Raw genomic sequence first — 21,588 nt, forward strand, 5'->3', positions numbered from 1 at the left:
GGGCATCGAGGACGACCGAGTTGCCCAGGCGCAGGTTCTGGCCGGCGACGTCGAGCAGGGAGTCGTACTCGAGGGGCAGCAGCGTCGTGGTGTAGTAGTCATTCGACTCCCGATCTCCGGCCTCGTAGCCGGCAGCGACCAGTCCCGCTTCCACAAAGCGGCCGCTCATCGCGTCCTTGTCCAGATAGGCGGCGTGCAGGTGGTGGGCGATTCGCCGGGCCCGCAATGACTTACCTGAGCCCGCCGTGCCGATGATGATGTAGACAGTGGGCGTGCTCACCGATCGACCGCCTCGACAGCTGCCATGAAGGTACGGGCCGCGTCGGTGACTCGGGTGAAGTCGCCGTCATGCTGCCAGGCCTTGGTGACTGCGGAGCCCACGCCGACGGCGAGTACCCCCAGGTCGAACCAGTCCTTAACGTTGTCGGCCGTGACGCCGCCGGCCGGAAGAACGGCGACCTGGCCGAGCGGGGCGAGGAGGGCCTTGGCGAAGGGGATCCCGTTGTTCTCCGTGGGGAAGATCTTGACGACGTCCGCTCCGGCCTCGACCGCGTTGACAACCTCCGTCGGAGTGAAGGCCCCACTGATGGTCGGGATCTGGTAGCGGTTGGCGACTCGGATCATCTCAGGGTTGAGCTGCGGGCTCACGAGGAACGAGGCTCCGTGGGAGATCGCGTCGTACGCGGCGTAACCATCAAGGACCGTTCCGGCTCCGACGACGACTCCATCCGCGCCGTACTGCTCAGACAGGCGGTTGATCAGTCCGATGGCCCCCGGCACGGTCAGGGGGATTTCAAGCGCGTGGAACCCGCCCTTGATGGCGGCGTGGCAGACCCGCTCCGCACTGTCGAGTTCCGGCAGGCGCACGATGAGCACTGCGCCCGAGTCGTGGATCGTGTTGAGGGTAGCGAGCTTCTTGAACATCTTTGTCCTCCGTGGTGGTGATGTGGTTGACAAGATCATGGCACGATGCGTACGCTCATTGCAACCGATCTCAGCAATCGGTCTCATAGCGGCAAGGCGCAATCGCCTTGCGTTCGGGTCGTGCACCGCTGCCCTCTCCGAATGCCGCTGCCCCACATCCACCAGGAGCTCTCAATGTCGACGAACCCACCTGCGGTCGCTGAGCCGACGCCTACCGCTCAGGCATCGGCTCGGCCCCACACCATCAACCTCATTGCCGGAACGGTCGGCCACTTCGTCGAGTGGTACGACTGGTACGTCTACGGGTTGATGGCGGCCATCTTCGCCCCGCACATCTTCCCCAGCGATTCCCGACTCGCCTCCCTCTTGGCCGCCTTCCTGACCTACGCGATCGGCTTCATCATCCGACCGATGTCCGGATTCATCATCTCGCCCCTCGCGGACCGCTTCGGTCGCCGGATCGTCCTGACGCTGTCGGTGTCGGGCATGGCCCTCGGTGCGCTGATCATCGGCCTGACGCCCGGCTATGAGACCATCGGCGTCGCCGCCCCGATCCTGTTCGTCATCGCCCGTGTCATGCAGGGCATTTCCGCCGGTGGCGAGGCCCAGTCGGCGATCTCCTTCATGGTCGAGCATGCTCCGGCCAACCGCCGCGGCCTGTACGGCTCCTTCTCGAACACGGCTTCCGGCCTGGCGACTCTCGCCGCCACCGGCGCGGCCGCCCTGTCGACTGCGGCCTTTTCTCCCGAGACTCTTGACGCATGGGGCTGGCGCGTTCCCTTCATCTTCGGTGGCATCCTCGGCATCTTCGGGCTTCTTCTGCGTACTCACTCCGACGAGAGCCCTGAATACGAGGCGCAGTCGAAGACCAACAAGAAGTCTTCGAAGGGGCGCGTCGGCTATCTCCTGCGCCACTACCCCAAGCAGCTGCTCCAGACCGCCGCCCTATCGGCTCCCGCCGTCGCCTACTACACCTGGGCGACCTTCCTGCCCACCTACGCGGAACTCACCTCCGGCCGCGATAAGACTTCGACTCTTGCCGGCTCGGTGATTGGCCTGTGCATTCTCGTCATGGTCGTGCCCTTCTGCGGTTGGCTCTCCGATCGCATCGGGCGGCGCCTAATCTTCCCGATCATCGGCACCATCGGCATGGTTCTCCTCTTCTACCCCCTGATGATGGCTCTCAAATATCCCGGATTCGGCGTCTACGTCGCCGTTGCCGCCAGCGGATGGGTCGTCCTGGGTATTTGGCAGGCTGTCTACCCGACGATCCAGGCGGAGCTCTTCCCGGCCTCGCTGCGTGTCTCCGGCATCGGGGTGGCGCACCAGTTCGTCATCGCGACCCTGGGCGGCACCGCGCCGCTCATCGCCACCGCGTTCATCAACGCCGGCCACCCGAATTGGATCCCGATCTACATGAGCGTCATCGTGTTGATCTGCCTGCTGATCTACTTCACGATCCCCGAGACCGGCTCGAAGACGCCGCGCGCCACCGTTGCGATGGATGACCGCGAGGTGGTCGAGGGCGAGAAGAGGGCCTGAACGCTTGCGCTAATCCGTTTGATTCATGATCCCGAACCACCGAGGGGAGCCGAGCCACCACCAGCCCGGCTCCCCTCACCCGTGTCGGTGCAGCAGCAGGCTCATTCAAGGACCCGCTCGACTTGGCCGAGCGTCCGGATGCAGTTCTCCGCACCGACGATTATTAGTCAGCAAGTTCGCGTCGCACCGGACCGGTACGCTGGCTGGCATGAATCTTCTGGAGCGTGCCGCGAACCGGCGCCAGGCGGCACTGGGGAGCCTTCTGTGCTGCCGAGTCGGGCGTACGCACGTCGTTGGTCAAGAGCGACTTCGTGCAGTGGGCGCTGCACACGGATGAGCACTTCGACCTGGTGATTCAGAATCCGCCATACCACAAGATCCGCTCTCGCTCGACGCTGGATTCCGATCTTCGCAGCGCAGGCATAGCCGTTCCCAATATCTACGCTGGTTTCATGGCGCTTGGCGCACTCCTGCTGGACGCCGGCGGACAGCAGGTCTCCATCACACCGCGCTCGTGGATGAACGGCACCTACTTCAGCCACTTCCGTCGCACTCTGCTGGCATCGTTTGGGATCGACGCCATCCACACCTTCCAGTCGCGTTCCGAGGTATTCGGCGACCTGGGAGTACTTCAGGAGACGATCATTGTGTCTGCCATAAACGGTCCACAGCCGGACACGATTCGTCTCTCCTCATCCGTGGATCACCATGACGCGCCCGTGACGCGACATGTATCGGCAGCTCAGGTAGTCACGAATGACTTCGTGTTCGTTCCCGCATCCTCACAGGATGCCGAGGCGGTCAAGTGGATGAACTGCGCCAGATACACGCTTGCCGACCTCGGCATGACGGTTTCAACCGGACGCGTGGTGGACTTCCGATCCCGTGAATACTTGGCATACGAGCCGTCCGACGGTGCCGTACCGATGGTGTACCCGGCCAATATCACCCGGCAGCGAGTAGTGCATCCCCGCGATAGCGTGAGGAAACCGCAGTGGTTCCGTGCGACCGAACCGGTGCGCACGAAGTTCCTGGTCCCGGCAGGCACATATGTTCTGGTCAAACGCTTCTCCGCGAAGGAGGAGAAACGGCGCCTGGTCGCCGCCGTGTGGTCCGACGACGGCAGGCAGCCAGCGTTCGACAACAAGTTGAACTACATCCACTGCGCTGGGCACGGGCTGGACCCCGAGGTTGCTGTCGGCTTAGCGGTCTGGCTGAACTCGAAACCGGTTGACGATTACTTCCGAGTCTTCTCCGGCCATACCCAGGTCAACGCCGGTGATCTGCGGCAGATGCGGTTCCCCAGCCTGGACCAGCTGCGCCGACTCGGCGAGAGCACGCATGATCCTGAAGAGGCCATCCGCAGGGTAATGGGCATGACACGCATGGAGGCCGCATGAGCACCGTCCAGGAGGCAGGCAATACTCCGCAACGACGACGACCCTTCGCGGGCGACCAACTCGTCGAAGAACAACTACCGGCTGAATCCGGAGGCCTTGCTGACGATCCGGCTCTACGGAACCCCCGACTTCGGCCCCGCTATTGAGGAGTACGTCGTTGAGGCGGGCAGTCTCGCCGCCAAGTACCAAGCTGCCCGCGATCTAGCCCGTATCCCCGTGACCACGCCCGAGGGGGATACTTTCACGTTGAAGGCAGGCGGACAGAACGTCCTCATCAAGGCGATGGTCATGGAGGAGCTCAACCCACGGGCCCGTGGACCACATTCGCTACAGCGAGCTGTCCAGCCTGTTTTCACGATCGACCGCCGACCTCGTATGTGTGTCCTGCTTCCCTGATCGCTCGGTCATGCGCAGATTCCTCCCCGACATGGCCTGGGAGACGGAGGTCTGGCTGGCGTCAGAGCCCACACACATGATCCACCTGAACGGGGAGAAGTTCTTGGGGCCGTACCACCATTGATGTGGGCGATCTCATCAGCTGTCCCCCTGTCACCCAGTGGCTGTAGCTCGAACAGGGACGCTGAAGGTCACCGTCCACCGTGCCTTGCCCCGGTTTACGACAAACTCACCGCCGAGGGTCTCCACGCGACGCCGCGCGTCTGCCAGCCCCAGGCCGGAGGACAATGCGCCGTCCGAATTCTGCGTCGCATCGACCGCGTTGGTGACCATGCAGTCGAGAACACCGTCATCGATATCTATCGCTACTCTGGCCAATCCATCGGCGGCTGTGTGCTTGGCGGCGTTGTCAACGAGTTCGCCGACGACTCGTAGCACCTGCTGGTGCGTGCCTGGGGTGAAGAGCTCTTCGGCTAGCAGTTGCACGCCGTCGACCTCCAGCGAGGCCCCGCGATCGGCGAGCGCACGACGCGCATCCGCTAAGGTCTGATCAATCGGCCGCGGCGGCCTCGAGGTCATACGAAATAGGTCAGCGTCGCCGTCGTCTGTGGTCACGCTCTGTAGGCCGCGTCGCAACTGCGCTACCGCAGCGCGCACCGGCTCGATGATTGAGTCGAGTTCCCGGCTCAGTTGCTCGTCACCGGCGTGGGCGATCTTTAGCTGCTCGCCCGCCATCACCGCGTAGGTGAGGTCGCGCGCAACCGTGTCATGCAGTTCCGAGGCCACAAGCCTGCGCTGTCGAAGCCGGGCATCACGCCTGCGCCGGGCGTCACGGCGAGCCTGATCACGCTGCTGACGGAGCATCTCCCCCAGCACCAGGCTGGGAACGCCCATGGTGACCGGCCACACGAACGCAGCCCACAAGGGCTCGTAGACAGCGGGCAGTAACAACACCGGCAACGTGATGATGCAGGCAAGCGAGTAAACCGTCCACCGGGGAAGGCCACGTGCGAGCAGCATAGCGACCACACCCCACGCGGCCGTGGAGGCCAAGAGCCCCGTATCCTGCGGGACAGATTCTGCAACCCAGGTAACCACTATGCTCATTGCGGTACCGACCACCGGAGCGACCGAGGTCAGAGGCAGGGCAAGGGCGGCCAGCGCAGTAAGGCTGATCGCCACCGGTTCTCTCGGGAGTGACGTGAAGAAGAACGCGAAGGTGAAAAAGAAGCCCGCCATGCCCACGTGTAGCAGGTGGGTGCGCAGCGTGGGATGCCATGCGCCGGGCTCGTCATGGCCGGCAACAGGAGAGGATCGAGGGAGGAAGTGCAGCATGGTGAGGAACGTTCAGCGAGGACGATTTCCGACCTAAGCTTAGCGGCGTGCCAACCTCTGATATCCGTCCCGGTGAGAAGGCCGACGTCGAACCGATTCGGGTAGTCGTGGTCGACGACGAAGCCTACGTACTGCGTGCTCTGCAGGCCTACCTCAGCAAGTCCCCGCGAATACAGGTCCTCGGCGCCTTCGCCTCCGCAGCCGACGCGCTTCCCTTTCTACGGGGAACCCACGCCGACGTCGTCCTCACCGATGTGGCCATGCCCGGATTAGACGGCCTGGAGCTGCTGTCGCGATTGAAACAGGAGTCTCCGAGCACGGCCGTCGTGGTTCTCACCGGTCTGGATGACGACACGGTCATGATGGATGCACTCGGCCGACACGCGAACGGATTCCTCCTCAAGAGCGCCGAACCGGATGACGTGGTCCGCGCCGTCTTCGCCGCTTACGACGGCGGGACTCCTCTATCGCCGGATGCGGCATCCAAATTGGTCGCCAAGCACCTGCGCCCGGTGATGCCGGACCGAGCGCCCGGCATCACCACGGCCGAGCAGGAAGTGCTCACCCTGTTGTGCGATGGCATGTCCAACGCGGAAATCGCGGATATGCTGGCTGTCGCGGAGAGCACCGTGAAGCGACACGTGTCCAGCCTGATGCATAAGTACGGGGTGAATTCCCGGCTCCGCCTCGTCGTCGCCGCGAATAAGGCCGGCAGCTTGCCCTCCTGACATACTCTCACTCCTGCGCGAGAGCTATGACCGGCGGTATAGCGGCAGCACGACCGGCAGGCCTCAGGGACGCCCCGATTCCGATCAGCGTTGTGATCGCCAGTAGGCCGAGCAGCGGGAGCCAAGGCAGGCTCACGCGGAGGCCGACGTTGCCCATGGCGGCAAGCGATCCGACCGCTCCGACCAGCGCCCCGGCGAGGATACCCAGGACGCCGCCGATCAGTGCCAGCAGCACCGCCTCGGTGACGATGAGTTGACGTATTCCGGACCGGTCGGAACCGGTTGCCCGTAGCAGCCCGATCTCGCGGATCCGCTCCAGGACGGAGACATCGGTGGTGTTGGCCATGCCGGACAGACAGATCACGAGGGCGGCGACCATGACCAGGCCGATGGTGAGCTCGGTGCGCTGGAGAAGTGCCGTGAACTCGTCGCGGTTCTCGGAGCTGCCCTGAGCCATGAGGTTCTGGCCGCGGATGGCCTGGCTGACCGCGTCCTCGATGGTCTTGGAGGAGCCGTCGCCGGTGGTGCGCACCCACATGACCGCTTCGGTGGACGCGCCTCCGTTCAGGCGCTCCGCAGTGGCGGGGGTAATGGCCGGAGTCCACCACGCATTGTTGTGGCGAGCGGTTAGCTCGACACTGCCAGCCGGACCGGTCAGCGTCACCTGAGCGCCGTCTGGGATTCCTTGGTAGTCGTTGACGACCAAGACGTCGTCTTCGAGGTCAGCCATGTTGGACGTGGAGCGGGAGACGCCGGCGACCTCCGCGGGCTCGAAGAACGAGATGTCGATCGATTGAGTCTGTCCTCCGACGGTCACGTCCACGTTCATTCCGGGGACAAAAACCGTGTCTTCTACGCCGTCGACCGCCTCAACCGTTGTGGTCAGCGCTTCCCTATCGGTATCCGGTTCCACCCCGAAGATCGTGATGTCAATCGGTGAGTTCTCCGCCTGGATTCGCTGGTAGGAGTCGTTGACGGAGAAGAAGGCCACGAGCACCGCGGAGCCGACCAACATGCACAGGAACAAGGTGGCGGTAGTAGCGGTGGAGCGCCCCCTGTTGCGGCTCAAGTTGCGTGCCGCCAGATGGAGGGTCGGGTACCTACTGTCGGAGCCGATTCGTTCCACGAGGGTCACCAACACCCCGGCCAGGAACGGCAGGGCGAGCAGAATGCCCAGCGCTATCAGCACGGCGCCACCGACCATGACGTAGAAGCTCTGTGTGCTCGCTCCGAAGATGAGGACCGCGGCGCCGCCTACTACCAGCAGGCCGCCGCCCGCTGCCGCCCATGCCCGCCCGTGACCGTACCGCTGCGGCGTCACTGTCAGTCCGGTGACCGCAATGAGTGGGGAGACGCGGGAGGCCCGGCGGGCGGGCCGGAGCACCGCAATGATGGTGACGAGCGTGCCCAGCAGGATCGTGGCTACGAGGCCCCGTGGCGTGATCGTGAGCTGGTCGGTGCTCAGGCCGCTGATGATCCCCGAGCGGATGATCCCTGCCGCCGCGCCGACTCCGATTACCGCTCCCAGGCAGGAGCCGGTCAGCCCAGTAAGTGCGGCAGTGCGCAGTACGGAACGCGTTACCTGGGGGCGGGAGGCACCAATGCAGCGCAGGAGTCCGATTGTGCGAGTCTGGCGGGCAATCAGGGTGGTGAAGGTGGTGGCGATGACAATCGCCGCCACCACCGCGCACATGGGTGCCAACAGATTCAGGATCGTTGTGATTAAGGTCCCGCCGACGGTGGATGAGGCGGCCCGCTGCGCAATGGCTTCATCGGCGCCTAGGACAACTACCCCGGATCGGAACGATTGTGCCGCCTGCCGGACCTCGTCCAGAACCGCACTAGCGTCAGCACCGACCTGCGCAGTCACGTAAATGTTGTAGTAAGACGTGTCCGCTCCCATGGCGGCCAGCTGCTCCGGCACGGCGTACACGGTTCCCTGTGTGCCTTCGTCTAGCGCCCCTGCCTCGGCTCCCGGCGAGACAATACCGACGACAGTGGGGCTAGTGTGTACGTCGCCGTCGTAGTCGTTCTTGAGTCGAACCGTGTCGCCCACGCCGAGACTCTGTGTCTGTGCCAACCGTGTACTAATCGCTACCTCATTGACGGCGTCGGGCAACCGACCGGCGGTCAACAACGTATGCCCATTGAGAGTGGGCACGTCCCGCGTCACCACCGCGGTGTCGCCCGCCGGCAGATCGAGTTGGATCACGTCCCAGTGCTCGCCACGGGCAGACTCCACGCCATCGAGGCTCTCAAGCCGGAAGACCAGCGTGTCGTCAAGGCCCTTCCCGCCGTCAGCACGGCGTCCGGTGTTCACCACCACGTCGGCGTCACCGACGGAAAGCTCGGCGTTGCTACGCATCTGGGCAGCGAACGAGTCGGACACGAAAAAAGCGAAGGCTATGAGCGCCGCGCTCATGGCGACCGCCACCAGGGCGGCCACGGTGCGGCGCAGGTCAAGCATGGCGGGCATCAGCGCGCCCCCTGCATGGCGGCCGCCGGCGCGGCGTGCTGGCCGGCGGGGCGGGCGAGCACGTCGTCGCCGACGATCCGTCCGTCCCGCAGCCGGACGATCCGGTTGGTGGCCCCGGCCGCGTTCTGGTCATGGGTGACCATGACCACCGTCTGCCCCAGGGCCTGGCACATGCGGGCCAGCGTCTCCAGCAGGGAGGCGGCCGACGCGGTGTCCAGGGCCCCGGTGGGCTCATCGGCGAAGATGACCTCCGGCCGCCCCACCAGGGCGCGGGCCACCGCCACGCGCTGCTGCTGGCCGCCGGACAGCTCGCTGGGCCGGTGGCTCAGCCGGTCTCCGATCCCCAGGGAGTCGATGACGGCGTTGTACCAGTCCCGCTCGGGCTTGCGGTGAGCGAGCCGCAGCGGCAGCAGGATGTTCTCCTCCGCGGTCAGTTGCGGCAGCAGGTTGAAGGCCTGGAAAACGAAGCCGAGCTGGTCGCGGCGCACCGCCGTCAGCTGCCGGTCGTTCATCCGGGCCAGGTCCTTCCCGGCGATGAAGACGCTGCCGGAGTTCGGGGTGTCCAGGCCGGCCAGGCAGTGCAGCAGGGTGGACTTGCCCGATCCGGAGGGTCCCATGACGGCGACGAACTGGCCCCGGCTGACGGCCAGGGAGACCTGGTCCAGAGCGGTGACCTGCGCGCCGCCGGTGCCGTAGATCTTGGTGAGCATCCTGGCCTCAACCACCCGCGGCGCGGCGGGGTCGGCGCCGGACAGGCCCAGGTATGTGGATTCGGTGGGGACGGACATCGGGGGGTTCCTCCGTAACGGATTGCTTTGGCTGACGCGATCAACGCTAGAATCCCAAGAATCCGTTGGAAATCCGCTGAAAGTCGGAACTTTTGACTGCCCGCGGACGAAAGTTCCAGCCCCGTCTACTACCTCCGCACCACCCCTGTCTCACCCTCCAGGACGAGACCACGGTCACACCGACTCGGGGTAATCCCTGACTTCGGCATATTCTGTACGAGCCGCGGCCCGCAGTAGGGACTAAAACGAGTGGGCCAACCCAGAATGATGCTCCGGAACCGGCATAAGCGAGTCTTCCACGTCGAGTCGGCGCTGACCGAAACAACGTGACTGCGCCACCCGCTCGGTGCGGGTGGCGCAGTCAAATGCATTGGCGAGGCCGGGCCGAGCGCTACTCCTGCGCCAGCGCGCTCACCGGGGCGACGGCGGCGGCACGGCCGGCGGGACGCAGCGCCGCGAGCACGCCGATGGCCGCGGCGGCCAGCAGAATTCCGGCGATCCCCACCCAGGGCACCTGCAGCACCAGGCTGTCCGCGGCGTCGAGCCCGAATACGGCGACCACGGCCGCCATGCCGAACACCGTCCCCATGACCGCCCCGAGCAGCCCGCCCAGCAGGGAGGTGAGCACTGCCTCGGTGATGAACAGTCGCCGCACCTGGCCGCGCTGCACCCCGGTGGCGCGCAGCACCCCGATCTCCCGGAAGCGCTCCAGCACGCTCACGTCGGTGGTGTTGGCCAGCCCGGACAGGGTGATCAGCAGGGTGAAGGCCAGCACCGCCACAATGATGGTGACAATGCGGTTGACCTCGTTGTTGAAGCTCACGCGCTCGGTGGCGGAGGTGCTGACCACCAGGTCCGGCCGCTGCAGCGCGTCGCGCACCGCGTCGACCACGCTCGTGTCGGTGCCGTCCCCGACGGTGCGCACCCACAGGGATGCGGCCGTGACCTCGCCTCCGGACAGCTCGGCGGCGACGGCCGGGGTCACTACCGGCCCGACGCCGGACTCGGCCAGATGCACGGTCAGCTCCCTGCTGCCCCCGGTGCCGGTGAGAGTGACGGCCGTCCCCTCCTCCAGGCGGTACTCGCGGGAGAGGACCAGGGTGTCGTCGTCGAGGCCCTCCAGGCCCTTGTCGGAACGCAGAACCGGGGCGGCCGCGGCCGGGTCCACCGCGGACACGGTGATCTCGTCGGCCTCGTAGGCGCTCGGGGTGATGCCCACGTCCAGTACCGGAACCACCGCCGCCTGTTCCACGCCGTCGGCACTCTTGGCCCGGGTGGCCAGCGCCGCGGCGTCGTCGGCGGCGACGATCCCGTCCACCCGGATGTCGACCGGCGCGCTGGCGCCGAGCAGGGCGCTCATGGAGGCGTTGACGCTGGCAATGCCGGACAGGAGTGTGGCTCCGACCGTGACCGTGACCAGCAGGGAGGCGGTGGTGGCGGCGGCGCGCCCCGGGTTGCGTGCCAGGTTGCGGGCGGCCAACTGCAGCACGGGCCGACGGGCACCGCCACCGAGCCATTCCACCAGTCGGGCACCGCCGACGACGAGCAGCGGCAGCCCCGCCAGCACGCCCAGCACCAGGAGCACCGCGCCCACGGCCGTGTAGACAACCACCTGCGCCCACATACTCAGCCAGGTGATGCCCAGACCGATCAGGGCCACCACCACCCCGGCCGCGGCGGTCCGCATCCGACGACGGCTGAGCGAGCGCTCGTCGGCCACCTGCCCGGTCAGGGCCACCAGCGGGGATACGCGGGTCGCCTGCCGGGCCGGGCGCACCACCGCCACCAGCGTCACCGCGGTGCTGAGCACCACCGCCAGCACTATCGTCTGCCGGTTGACGGTGAGATAGCGCGCTTCCAGGCCGTCCACCAGCCCGGAGCGGGTCAACAGGGCGGCCAGCTCCACGCCCAGGATAGTGCCCACCACCGAGCCCGCCAGGCCGGTGGCCAGGGCGCTGCGCAGCACCGAACCGAACACCTGGGCACGGCCCGCGCCGATACAGCGCAGCAGCCCGGTCTGCCGGGCCTGCCGCGCCACCAGGGTGGAGAAGGTCGTGGCAATCACGATCCCGGCCACCACCGCGCACACCGGGCCGAGCAGCTGCAACAGCATCTGCGTGGTGGAGTTCATGTCACCCATGTTCGACGCGCGCATCATCACGATGTCTGAGGCGGAGTAGACGCTCGCGTCCAGGCCGGCCGCGTCGAGGGCCTGTGAGACGGAGTCCATGAGGTCCTGCGTGCTCGTACCCGCGGTGGCGCTCGCGTAGAGGGCCGCCGGGGCCGTCGACAGCCCCAGGGCGGCTCGTTCGTCGGCGGTGGCGAAGATGTACTGCTCACTGGTGTTCCAACGGGTGGTCTCCGGGCCGGGGGCGATCACACCCACCACGGCCGCGGTGGTGGGGGCGGCAACCGGGTCTTCCTTGAGCGCCATGGCACTGCCAACCGCGACGTCCTGCTCAGCGACCGAGGGCGAGACCGCAATTTCTCCCTCCTTCTGCGGCAGGCGCCCCTCGACCAGGCGGGTGCCGCCGGACAGGGACGGCACGTCCAGCACGTAGGTGAACTCGGTGCCGCCGCCGCTGCCCATGCGGTCGATCCAGATGGTTCCCTCCGTGTAGCTGCGCACGCCGGCCACGCCATCCGCCGCGGAAATAGTGGAGGCGGCCTCCTCGGACAGTTCTCCGCCCTGCTCGGGCAGGATGACGACGTCGGCGTCCCCCAGGCTGGCGCGGGCGGCGGCGGTCATCTGGGTGGTGGCCGTGTCGGAGATGATGAAACTGAAGACGATCAGGGCCGCACTCATGGCCACCGCCACCAGGGCGGCCAGGGTGCGGCGCAGGTCGAGCATGGCGGGCATGGGTGGGGCTCCTTCGCTTGGGTTCCGACCGCATCCGGACGGCTGAGACTCACGCTACGAACCGCCCGCAGGACCCGAAACCTCACTTCGACGGATCTTTTCGGGGTCCTGCGGTACCAAAGCCTCACCGCCGCCTACGACCTTCGGCCCGCGCATGCTCCTCCTGCGGTAGGAGTCCGCGCCCCGTCCGCCACGGTAATCGGGTGTCCTTCGGCCCCGTCGGAGCCGGAAGCGCGCGACATCCGTCTACCCTCGTGCCATGAGCAGCAATGCCGGTTCCTCCCCCACGTCCCCCGCAGCGGAGCGCCGTTGGCGCGACGACCTGCACCTGGCACACACCATCGCCGACCAGGTGGATCCGCTCACTCAGGCGCACTTCGACGCCCAGGACTTCGAGGTGGAGACCAAACCCGACCTGACCCCCGTGACCGCGGCTGACCGTGAGACCGAGCGCCTGATCCGTGACTACCTGGCCCGCGCCCGCACCCGCGACTCCGTGCTCGGAGAGGAGTTCGGCACCACCGGCCACTCCCCCCGCCAGTGGGTGATCGACCCGATCGACGGGACCAAGAATTTCGTGCGGGGCGTGCCCGTGTGGGCCACGCTCATCAGCCTGGTCGAGGACGGCGAGGTCGTCGTCGGCCTGGCCTCCGCGCCCGCGCTCGGGCGGCGCTGGTGGGCGGTGCGGGGCGGCGGCGCCTGGACCGGCCGTTCCCTGGCCTCGGCCCGCCGCCTGCACGTATCCAGCGTGGCGAGCCTGGAGGACGCCTCCCTGTCCTACTCCTCGCTGTCCGGCTGGGCCGAGCGGCGGCGGCTGCGCGGCATGCTGTCGCTGATGCAGGCCTGCTGGCGCACCCGCGCCTACGGGGACTTCTGGTCCTACATGCTCCTGGCCGAGGGCGCGGTGGATCTGGCCGCCGAGCCGGAACTGGAACTGTACGACATGGGCGCCCTGGTGCCGATCGTGGAGGAGGCGGGCGGCCGCTTCACCTCCCTGTCCGGCGAGCCGGGCCCCTGGGGCGGCAGCGCCGTCGCCACCAACACCCTGCTGCATGAGGCGGTCCTGGAGCGCCTGTCGGCCGAGACCGACTGACCCGGGCGACGACGCCGGGCGGGCCGCGGTCCGACGCGTACCGGGGCGCCGTCGTCGGGCGGCGGAGCGTGGGGCCTGGCCCGGTCGTGCTGAGGCCGGTTCCACACGCGCGGATGCGCACGGGACGGGCCATGCCCGGTAGCCTCTCAGGAAACACCGCACCCGATCGCTGGGAGCCTCATGAACTGGCTGCACGCCGTCATCCTCGGCATCGTCGAGGGCATCACCGAGTTCCTGCCCGTGTCCTCCACCGGGCACCTGAACATCGTTGAGAAGCTACTGCACTACGACATCGACTCCGTGGGCATGACCGCCTTCACCGCCGTCATCCAGGTGGGCGCCATCCTGGCCGCCGTCGTCTACTTCTGGAGCGACATCGTGCGCATTGTGACCGCCTGGTTCAAGGGCTTGGCCGACGCCGAGGCGCGCACCGACCCCGACTACACGCTCGGCTGGGGCATCATCCTCGGCTCGATCCCGGTGGCCGTGGTGGGCCTGTTGTTCAAGGACTTCATCGAGGTGACCGCCCGCTCCCTGTGGGTTATCGCGGGGGCACTGATCCTGTGGTCGGGTGTCATGTGGCTGGCCGACCGGCGCAGCGACGGGCCGACCGGAGCCGCCCACACCTCTTCGGGCAAGGGCATGCGCGAGGTGTCCCTCAAGGACGCCCTGATCATCGGCGGCTTTCAGGCGCTGGCGCCCGTGTTCCCGGGTATCTCCCGCTCGGGCGCCACCATCTCCGCGGGACTGTTCCTGCGCTTCGACCGGGTCACCGCCACGCGGCTGTCCTTCTTCATGGGCATCCCGGCGCTGCTGGCCGCCGGCGCCCTGGAGGCGGTCACCGCCGCCGGGGACATCTCCGCGACGGTCGGCTGGGGGGCAACGGCGATCGCCACGATCGTGTCCGGCCTGGTGGCCTACGCGACGATCGCCTGGCTGCTCCGCTTCGTCTCCTCCAACAAGTTCACCGGCTTCCTCATCTACCGCGTGCTGCTGGGTCTGCTGATCATCGTGCTGGTGGCCAGCGGCACCATCGCCGCCTGACGTCGGGTGGCGGTAGAAGTCACACCGGCGAGGCAGGCGCCGTTAATACCCCCTGGGGTATTGTCGCGCGCAGGTGGTCGCCCGGAATGGGTACCGAATGCTGCACCACGGCACGACGACGCGAAAGGCACGACGTTGACCCCAACTGTTTCCTCCCCGGCCGCTGCTTCGCGCCCCGACGACGGCGCAGCCGCGCTCTCCTCCTCCGGCTCCGTACGGCCCCGCCGGCTGGTGATCGTCGGCGGCGTCGCCGGGGGCATGAGCTGCGCCGCCCGCGCGCGCCGTCTGAGCGAGGAGGCCGAGATCATCGTCCTGGACCGCGGGCGGCACGTCTCCTTCGCCAACTGCGGCCTGCCCTACTACGTGGGCGGCGAGATCGAGGACCAGGCCGACCTGCTGGTGCAGACCCCCGAGCGGCTGCGCGCCTGGCTGAACCTGGATGTGCGCACCGGACACGACGTGGTCGGCATCGACCCCGAGGCGCAGGAGGTGATCGTGCGAACCGCCGACGGCGTCCAGCGCCTCAGCTACGACGCCCTGGTGCTCTCCCCCGGCGCACAGGCCACGCGCCCGCCCGTCGACGGGCTCGACTCGCCGCGCGTGGCCACCCTGCGCAGTGTTGAGGACGCCGCCCGTCTGCGGGAGTGGGCGGACGCGGGCGCCCGGTCCGCCGTCGTCCTGGGCGCGGGCTTCATTGGCGTTGAGGCGGCCGAGGTGCTGGCCAGGCGCGGTATTGCCACCACCATCGTCGAGTACGCGGAGCACGTGCTGCCGCCGCTGGAGCGGGAGCACGCCTACCCGATCACCCAGGAGCTGCGCGGGCTCGGCGTCGACGTCCGCACGGGAACCGCCGCCGAGTCCATCACCCACGGCGCCGACGCCGACGAGGTCCGCCTGGCCGACGGTACGCGCGTGCGGGCCGACCTGATTGTCCTGGCCACGGGGGTGCGCCCGGACACCGACGCCTTCACCTCCTCCGGGCTGGAGCTGGAGCGCGGGGCGATCATCGTCGACGAGCACGGCCGCACGAACCTGCCGCACGTGTACGCCGTCGGCGACGCCACCATGTCCACCGATCCGGTGACCGGGGCGCGGCGTCCTGTCCCCCTGGCAGGCCCGGCGAACCGGGCGGGGCGGCTGGTGGCCGACTTCATCATGGATCCCGACCACGCCCGCCCGATCCCCGCACCCCTGGGCACGGCCATCGTGCGCGTCGGGGGTATGACGGCGGCGATGACCGGCGCGAACCGCGCCGCGTTGGACGCCGCCGGGATCGAGTGCACGACCATCCACCTGCACCCCAACCAGCATGCCGGCTATTTCCCGGGGGCATCGCAGTTGCACCTGTCGGTCAGCTTCGCACCGGACGGGCGGATTCTCGGCGCCCAGTGCGTGGGCCGCGACGGCGTCGACAAGCGCATCGACGTGCTGGCCACGGCCATCCGCGCCGGGCTGGGCGTTGCGGACCTGATCGACCTGGACCTGGCCTACGCCCCACCCTTCGGACAGGCGAAGGACCCGGTGAACCTGGCCGGAATGCTGGGGGCGAACGTCCTGAACGGAACCGTGGAGGTGTGGGATGTGCGCGACCTGGAGCGGGTCCGCCAGACCCACCTGCTGCTGGACGTGCGCACGAGGGCCGAGGTCGCCCGCGGCATGGTGCCGGGCGCCCTCAACATTCCGCACACCGAGCTGCGCGCCCGCATCGAGGAGGTGCGGCAGGCCGCCGCGGGACGCCCCATCGGCGTGATCTGCCAGGTGGGGGTGCGGGCGAATATCGCCCACCGGATCCTGGCGGGTAATGGGCTGAAATCCTCGGTTCTCACCGGCGGCATGATCACTCTGCGCGCCTGGCTGGGGGACGACGCCGACTCCTACCTGGTGGGGGCGTGATCGCCGTGGCCAAGGCTCAAGATGCCGCAACTCGAGGTGCCGCCGCGCCGACGGCAGGCGCTGAGGCGACGGCGGCCCCGGGATTCGAGTGCGATCCGGAGACGAAGCGCCGCATCGTCAACCGGCTCAAGCGGGCGCGCGGCCAGCTGGACGCCGTCATCGACGCCGCCGAGCGCGAGGCCTCCTGCAAGGAGATCGTCACACAGCTGTCGGCGGTGACGCACGCGCTGAACCGGGCCGGTTTCGTCATCGTCGCCACCGCCATGCAAGCCTGCGCCGACGGCGAGCGGACGGCGTCGGCCGAGCGGGACGGTGGGGACGGCGTCGGCGAGACCGACGGGACCGGGGCCTCGTCGGACGGGGCTTCCCGGCCGGGGGCGCTGACCATGGACGAGCTGGAGAAGATCTTCCTGTCCCTGGTCTGAGCGCCACCCGGGCGCGATCCCCCCTTTTTTCATCACCCGATCACCACAACCAGAGGAGAACATCATGTGTCGCAAGGTGACATGCAAGCGGTGTGGCAAGCCCACCTGGGCCGGCTGCGGGCAGCACATTGAGCAGGCGCTGGCAGGCGTGCCCAAGTCGCAGCGCTGCCAGGGCCACGACGACAAGCCCGCCGCGCCCGCCACGCCGTCGAGCTTCCTGCGGGGGCTCTTCGGGCGTGGTTAGACCTCTGGCGAGGCGGATCATTCCGATTACCGACAGACCTTTCGTCTATCCATCAATGACGGGCACGTCCGTCAGGCGCCAGGGCAGCGGATTCACGTCCGCGTCGGCCGGACGGTCCACGATGACGGTGTCCTCACCGGTATCGGGCCAGGCGATGCACACGCGCATAACCTGCCCCTCTTTCAATGAGCCGACGACGTTGAGCTCCGCCAAGGGGCGATGGGACTCCCTGTCCGGGGGCAGGTAATCGACGGGGAACACATAACTGCCACCGGAGAGCAGCGTGACACCGCTGGCCGCGGCGTAGCTGCTCACCCCGCCCGATTCGCCGCGGGCGTTGTTCGTTCCCCAGCCGGACTCATCAATCAACACTTGTTTGGGAGACGGCCCGTCACCTTCCCCGCTTCCGGTCAGCACCAACTCCCCGAACAGCAGACCACCGCGTCTGGTGACCTGCTCCAGGGTGATGGTGAGACTGCTGCTCCCGCCGTCGGGATCGGGGATGGTCACGCCATCGGGGCCGGGCGCGCTGGGGCCCTCCGGCTCGGGCACCGAGGACGTGGCCGCCGGTGCGTTCAAAGTGCTCGTAGTGCCGCCGGTGGGCGTGATGACGATCTCCACGCGCCGATTGGCGGCGCGAGCGGCGTCGTCCGTGCCCTGCACTCGTGGCTCTTTCTCCCCCTTGCCCGCAACAGTCACCTCCCAGGCGGACAGATCGGTCAACTCCCCCAGGCGGTCGGAGACGGCCTGAGCGCGCCGCTCGGACAGGCCCTGGTTGTAGTCGTCGTCGTTGACGTCATCGGTGTGCCCGGTGATCGTCAGGTTCCCGCCGTCGGGGTAGCCGGCGATCGTGTCGGCCGTGTCGCTCAGCAGCGCGTCCGCCTCGCCGGTCAGATCGGAGGAGTCGACCTCAAAGGTGACATCCCCGGAGATGGTCACGGTGACGTCCTTGTCGGTACTCAGTCCGCTGCCAGAGCCGTCAACGGCCTCCGTGTAGCGCTCCAGCGGGATGGGTGCGGCGAACACAGAATTCGGCTCGGCCTCCGCCAGGATCGTCTGGGCGTCCAAGTCGGGCGCCGCATCCAGGTTCACGACCGGCACCTGGAAGAAACCGGTCGTGGACAGCAGCACGGTTACCGTGGAGATGTCGGCGTCGATGCCGCCGAAGGCGATTCGAAGGTCCAACGATCCCCCCGGTTTCACTGAGTCGCTTGAGAAGTCAGTGTGCGTAGGGATCCACACGCGACTGTTCTCGGAATCGATGATTCGCAGCGGCTGGGTGCCGTTGTCCTCGTCAAGGTAGTTGCCGACCCAGGTGAAGCCCGGGGAGCAGTAGGTGTCCTGGTTGGGATCGTCCTCGGGACGTTCTACGTGTATGAGCAGGATCGACGACGACTCATCAACGCGCACCAGCGGGCCGACCTCCACATCGAGGGTGTTGCCCTCGAGCACGTCGGTCACTCGTTGCAGCGAGGTGGTGGCGGGTGCGGTCGGCGTCGAAGCCGGGCTGTCCGTGGCCGTAGGGTCACCGGAACTAGTGGGGGCGGAACTCGGCGAGCCGGAGCAGGCGGCCAATACGCCCAGTCCCCCGACGACGGGGAGAACAAGCGCACCTCTGCGAGACAACAATGGCGCGGGTCGGACAGGGACGGGCATGACTTACCTTCCACGGACGTCGACAACATAACAAATGTGTCTGGAGGGTAACATCTCTGAAGCGGTCATGGCCGCAGGCGGTCAGGTGCCTCGCCCGGCTGGGCACGCCACCCGAAGCAGTTACGCGGTAGCCTGGTAGCATGGCAGCCCAGGAGTCGCTCGGACGTATCGTCATCCAGGGGTACCGCTCGATTCGCGACCTCGACCTGGAGTTGACGAGTGACGTCACCGTCCTCATTGGTGCCAATGGGTCCGGCAAGTCCAACCTGGTCAGCGCCCTTGAGCTCGTCTCCCGCGTCTGGGATGACACGTTCCAGAACTATCTCACGGACCGCGGCGGGCTTGCGCCATCCCTCCGCGACGAGGACGGCGCCGCGCGCATCTCGATTTTCGGCGCAGCTGCCCCGGGGCGTCCCGTCAACGGCTACCGCGTAGCGCTCGCGCTTGACGACGAGGACGCTCCCCGCGTCACAGAGGATCTCCTGTTCCAACAGCCATCGCGCGATCGCCCCTTCTGGGAGAGGATATCCCGAAGCGACCTGCATGGAAGAGGTAAGACCGCCCCGCGCGAGAGACAGGGTAAACGTGCTATTGCCTATTACGTCGCGCCGATCGTCTCCGGATGTCGCGTATTCCATTTCGACGACGTATCCCCCAACGCCCCTGTGCGCCAGTACAGCAATATCGCAGATGATCTTGCGCTTCACTCCGACGCCTCAAACATTGGCCCATTCCTGCTCAAGACTCGCGAGAATCACCCCCACCGCTACGAGCAGATCGTCTCGACCGTACGCTCCGCGGCGCCATTCTTTGAGGACTTCGTGCTGGAGCCGAACCAGAACGAGCGGCTCCGACTACGCTGGCGACAGCGTGGGCTCGACCGCGTCTTCTCCTCCCGCGAGATGAGCGACGGCACCCTGCGGTTCGTGTGCCTGGCGACTCTACTGCTGGGCCCAGATCTTCCCTCGACCGTAGTTCTGGACGAGCCCGAGCTCGGCCTGCACCCTGCAGCGATCACGCTGCTCGCGGAGATGATCCACGCCGCAGGCAGGATTGGGCATCGCGTCCTGGTAGCCACCCAGTCGGTGCCCTTGCTGTCGCACTTCGAAATCGGTGAAGTACTGGTGCTGAACCGGGTCGACGGCACCACGGTCGCCACGCGTCCCGACCCTGAACACCTCGCAGGTTTTCTCGAGGAGTACTCGGTAGGAGCCCTGTGGGAGATGAACCTGCTCACAGGCCATCCGTCCTTCCACGAGCAGCCGATCGAGGTTATCTGATGACAGCTCCCAGACAAGTCATGGTGCTCGTTGAAGGACAAACCGAGAAAGACATCTTGGAGAGCGTTTTCGCCCCCATGGCGAAGTCTCGTTCGGTGTACGTTTACCCGATTCCCGTCACTACATCCCAAACGCCCAAAGGACCCAACCGGGGCGGCGGCACCTGGGGAAACTATGATCACAGCCTGCGTAACTTACTTAAAGGCACCCATCTTAGCAGTGTCGGCCTGCTGATAGACTTCTACGGCTACCCGCGCAATGCACCCGGTTACGTTTCCAACGGCAAAGGGGAGTCGTACCGGCTGTCTTTGGAACAGGCCCTTCGAGACCACTTCGAGGACCCCAGGTTCCACCCACTCGTCGTTAAGCATGAGATCGAGGCACTGGCACTCGCATCCATCTCCGCCGGTCATTCGACGGGAGCCTTCTCAGCAAAGGCGCTGAAGCAACTCATCAAAGACGTCGAGGCAAGCGGAGGCCCAGAGGAGGTCAACAACGGGCCGGACACGAGCCCGTCCAAGCGTATCCTCCGGGTCTGTCCCGAATACCGCAAAGTGCAACATGGCCGGGAGCTTGCAGAGTTGGCGGGTGCGGAAGAACTTCTGAGGCAGTGCCCCACCTTCGCGGCCTGGTGGAAGAGCCTTCTCGAGGACGCGCCATCCTGAGCCGCCGTCGACGGTGTGTGCCGCGCACTCGCTGACCACATGCCATACGTCCACTGCATGCCGCCCGTTAAGCACCTCGAATTCGTGTCGGAGCTCTGTGAGAGGCTGCGGGCATGCGGATCCTCCACACCTCCGACTGGCACCTCGGGCGCACCTTCCACGGCCGGGTGCTCGACGACGCCCAGGCCAGCCCGTTTAGCCCACCTAGACGCGGCGCGATTACCGGCGGTAAACTTCGATGACGAAGCCAATGAGGTACCGGGACCTGGCGCGCATGCTTGTCAAGGCAGGCTTCACGGCACGCCGAGGTAAAGGCGATCACGAAGTCTGGCGCTGCGGCTCAGTGACCGTCGTGATCACCCGCACCCCTGAGGTCTCACCGAAAGTCACTCGCGACGCGCTACGGGCGATTGAAAGGAGCAGGACATGAACCGAAGCCTTACGGTGACTGCGACCCGCTGGTCGGGAGGCTGGGAGCTCGAGCTCGACGACGACCACCACACCCAGGTAGCCCACCTCGACCGGGCACGCCAGCAGGTCATCGATTACCTCGATACCGTCGACGAAACCACCGACCACTCCAGTTGGGAGATCGACATCGTCCCCGAAGTCGACTCCCTAGCGCAGGTTCGCGCGGCCAAAGAGGCCTCCGCCCGCGCCAAAGCGCTGCAAGAAGAGGCCGCCACTGCCTGGCGCGAGGCCGCCCTAGCCCTGCGCGCCGAAGGACTGTCCGTCTCCGACACCGCTGCCATCATGGGCATCTCCCGAGGCCGGGTCTCCCAGCTCACTGCCACAGGCTGACCGTCACGCGCTCGCCCGCTGACCGCTGGGCAGCAGTC

General features: G+C 66.9%; 20 protein-coding genes. 13 read left to right on the top strand and 7 right to left on the bottom strand.

Annotated elements, in window-relative coordinates:
* The coding region (locus DRB06_RS06620) for an AAA family ATPase (RefSeq protein WP_146750825.1) at positions 1–280 on the bottom strand (280 nt) is incomplete at its 3' end.
* Positions 277–924 (bottom strand): bifunctional 4-hydroxy-2-oxoglutarate aldolase/2-dehydro-3-deoxy-phosphogluconate aldolase, encoded by a 648-nt coding sequence (locus DRB06_RS06625; RefSeq protein WP_073327091.1) that lies wholly within the window; start codon positions 922–924, stop codon positions 277–279. The genes DRB06_RS06625 and DRB06_RS06620, both read right to left, overlap by 4 nt.
* Positions 925–1,098: 174 nt before the next feature.
* On the opposite strand from DRB06_RS06625, the gene DRB06_RS06630 reads away from it, so the two are divergent.
* From DRB06_RS06630 to DRB06_RS16360, 4 genes are all read left to right on the top strand, one after another.
* Positions 1,099–2,466 (top strand): MFS transporter, encoded by a 1,368-nt coding sequence (locus tag DRB06_RS06630; RefSeq protein ID WP_111819458.1) that lies wholly within the window; start codon positions 1,099–1,101, stop codon positions 2,464–2,466.
* A gap of 224 nt (positions 2,467–2,690) precedes the next feature.
* Positions 2,691–3,866, top strand: coding sequence for an Eco57I restriction-modification methylase domain-containing protein (locus tag DRB06_RS06635; protein WP_181575215.1), 1,176 nt, complete (start codon positions 2,691–2,693; stop codon positions 3,864–3,866).
* 21 nt (positions 3,867–3,887) lie between these two features.
* A complete protein-coding gene (locus DRB06_RS16945) occupies positions 3,888–4,262 on the top strand; it encodes a hypothetical protein (RefSeq protein ID WP_108966683.1) in 375 nt (124 codons plus the stop codon).
* Positions 4,180–4,386, top strand: a complete 207-nt coding sequence (locus DRB06_RS16360; RefSeq protein WP_108966681.1) for a BsuBI/PstI family type II restriction endonuclease — start codon at positions 4,180–4,182, stop codon at positions 4,384–4,386. The genes DRB06_RS16945 and DRB06_RS16360 overlap by 83 nt, the downstream gene beginning before the upstream one ends.
* A 29-nt stretch (positions 4,387–4,415) precedes the next feature.
* Here the strand turns inward: DRB06_RS16360 and DRB06_RS06645 are convergent, their stop codons facing one another.
* Positions 4,416–5,597 carry a sensor histidine kinase gene (locus tag DRB06_RS06645; protein WP_108966679.1) on the bottom strand — a complete coding sequence of 394 codons (1,182 nt, stop codon included), beginning with the start codon at positions 5,595–5,597 and terminating at the stop codon, positions 4,416–4,418.
* Between the two features lie 47 nt (positions 5,598–5,644).
* Here DRB06_RS06645 and DRB06_RS06650 point away from each other — a divergent pair, with 47 nt between their 5' ends.
* Positions 5,645–6,325, top strand: a complete 681-nt coding sequence (locus DRB06_RS06650; protein ID WP_258522171.1) for a response regulator transcription factor — start codon at positions 5,645–5,647, stop codon at positions 6,323–6,325.
* A 7-nt stretch (positions 6,326–6,332) separates the two neighbouring features.
* Here the strand turns inward: DRB06_RS06650 and DRB06_RS06655 are convergent, their stop codons facing one another.
* From DRB06_RS06655 to DRB06_RS06665, 3 genes are all read right to left on the bottom strand, one after another.
* A complete protein-coding gene (locus tag DRB06_RS06655; protein WP_108966677.1) occupies positions 6,333–8,801 on the bottom strand; it encodes an FtsX-like permease family protein in 2,469 nt (822 codons plus the stop codon).
* Entirely contained in the window at positions 8,801–9,589 is a 789-nt protein-coding gene (locus DRB06_RS06660; RefSeq protein ID WP_108966675.1) for an ABC transporter ATP-binding protein, read from the bottom strand. Before DRB06_RS06660 ends, DRB06_RS06655 begins: the two co-directional genes overlap by 1 nt.
* Before the next feature lie 391 nt (positions 9,590–9,980).
* Complete coding sequence (locus DRB06_RS06665) at positions 9,981–12,449, bottom strand: FtsX-like permease family protein (RefSeq protein WP_111819460.1); 2,469 nt, start codon at positions 12,447–12,449, stop codon at positions 9,981–9,983.
* 259 nt (positions 12,450–12,708) lie between these two features.
* Between DRB06_RS06665 and hisN the strand changes: the two genes are divergently transcribed.
* The 5 genes from hisN (at position 12,709) to DRB06_RS06690 (ending at position 17,148) form a co-directional block, all read left to right on the top strand.
* Positions 12,709–13,542 carry a histidinol-phosphatase gene (gene hisN / locus DRB06_RS06670; RefSeq protein WP_073327105.1) on the top strand — a complete coding sequence of 278 codons (834 nt, stop codon included), beginning with the start codon at positions 12,709–12,711 and terminating at the stop codon, positions 13,540–13,542.
* Between the two features lie 180 nt (positions 13,543–13,722).
* Entirely contained in the window at positions 13,723–14,586 is an 864-nt protein-coding gene (locus tag DRB06_RS06675; RefSeq protein WP_073327107.1) for an undecaprenyl-diphosphate phosphatase, read from the top strand.
* A 231-nt stretch (positions 14,587–14,817) separates the two neighbouring features.
* Positions 14,818–16,479, top strand: a complete 1,662-nt coding sequence (locus DRB06_RS06680) for an FAD-dependent oxidoreductase (RefSeq protein WP_258522178.1) — start codon at positions 14,818–14,820, stop codon at positions 16,477–16,479.
* The gene (locus DRB06_RS06685) at positions 16,476–16,904 is read left to right on the top strand and encodes a metal-sensitive transcriptional regulator (RefSeq protein ID WP_258522172.1); all 429 of its coding nucleotides are present in this window, start codon (positions 16,476–16,478) and stop codon (positions 16,902–16,904) included. The genes DRB06_RS06680 and DRB06_RS06685 overlap by 4 nt, the downstream gene beginning before the upstream one ends.
* Positions 16,905–16,968: 64 nt before the next feature.
* Positions 16,969–17,148 carry a hypothetical protein gene (locus DRB06_RS06690; protein ID WP_073327108.1) on the top strand — a complete coding sequence of 60 codons (180 nt, stop codon included), beginning with the start codon at positions 16,969–16,971 and terminating at the stop codon, positions 17,146–17,148.
* Positions 17,149–17,193: 45 nt separating this feature from the next.
* On the opposite strand, the gene DRB06_RS06695 is transcribed toward DRB06_RS06690, so the two are convergent.
* Entirely contained in the window at positions 17,194–18,609 is a 1,416-nt protein-coding gene (locus DRB06_RS06695; protein WP_258522173.1) for an OmpA family protein, read from the bottom strand.
* Between the two features lie 335 nt (positions 18,610–18,944).
* On the opposite strand from DRB06_RS06695, the gene DRB06_RS06700 reads away from it, so the two are divergent.
* The 3 genes from DRB06_RS06700 (at position 18,945) to DRB06_RS06715 (ending at position 21,550) form a co-directional block, all read left to right on the top strand.
* A complete protein-coding gene (locus DRB06_RS06700) occupies positions 18,945–20,084 on the top strand; it encodes an AAA family ATPase (protein ID WP_111819462.1) in 1,140 nt (379 codons plus the stop codon).
* Complete coding sequence (locus DRB06_RS06705; protein ID WP_111819463.1) at positions 20,084–20,749, top strand: DUF4276 family protein; 666 nt, start codon at positions 20,084–20,086, stop codon at positions 20,747–20,749. Before DRB06_RS06700 ends, DRB06_RS06705 begins: the two co-directional genes overlap by 1 nt.
* A 426-nt stretch (positions 20,750–21,175) precedes the next feature.
* Positions 21,176–21,550, top strand: a complete 375-nt coding sequence (locus DRB06_RS06715) for an antitoxin HicB (protein ID WP_111819464.1) — start codon at positions 21,176–21,178, stop codon at positions 21,548–21,550.
* Positions 21,551–21,588 lie beyond the last annotated feature (38 nt).

This window comes from Actinomyces sp. Z5, assembly GCF_003287795.1.
Lineage (GTDB): Bacteria > Actinomycetota > Actinomycetes > Actinomycetales > Actinomycetaceae > Actinomyces > Actinomyces glycerinitolerans.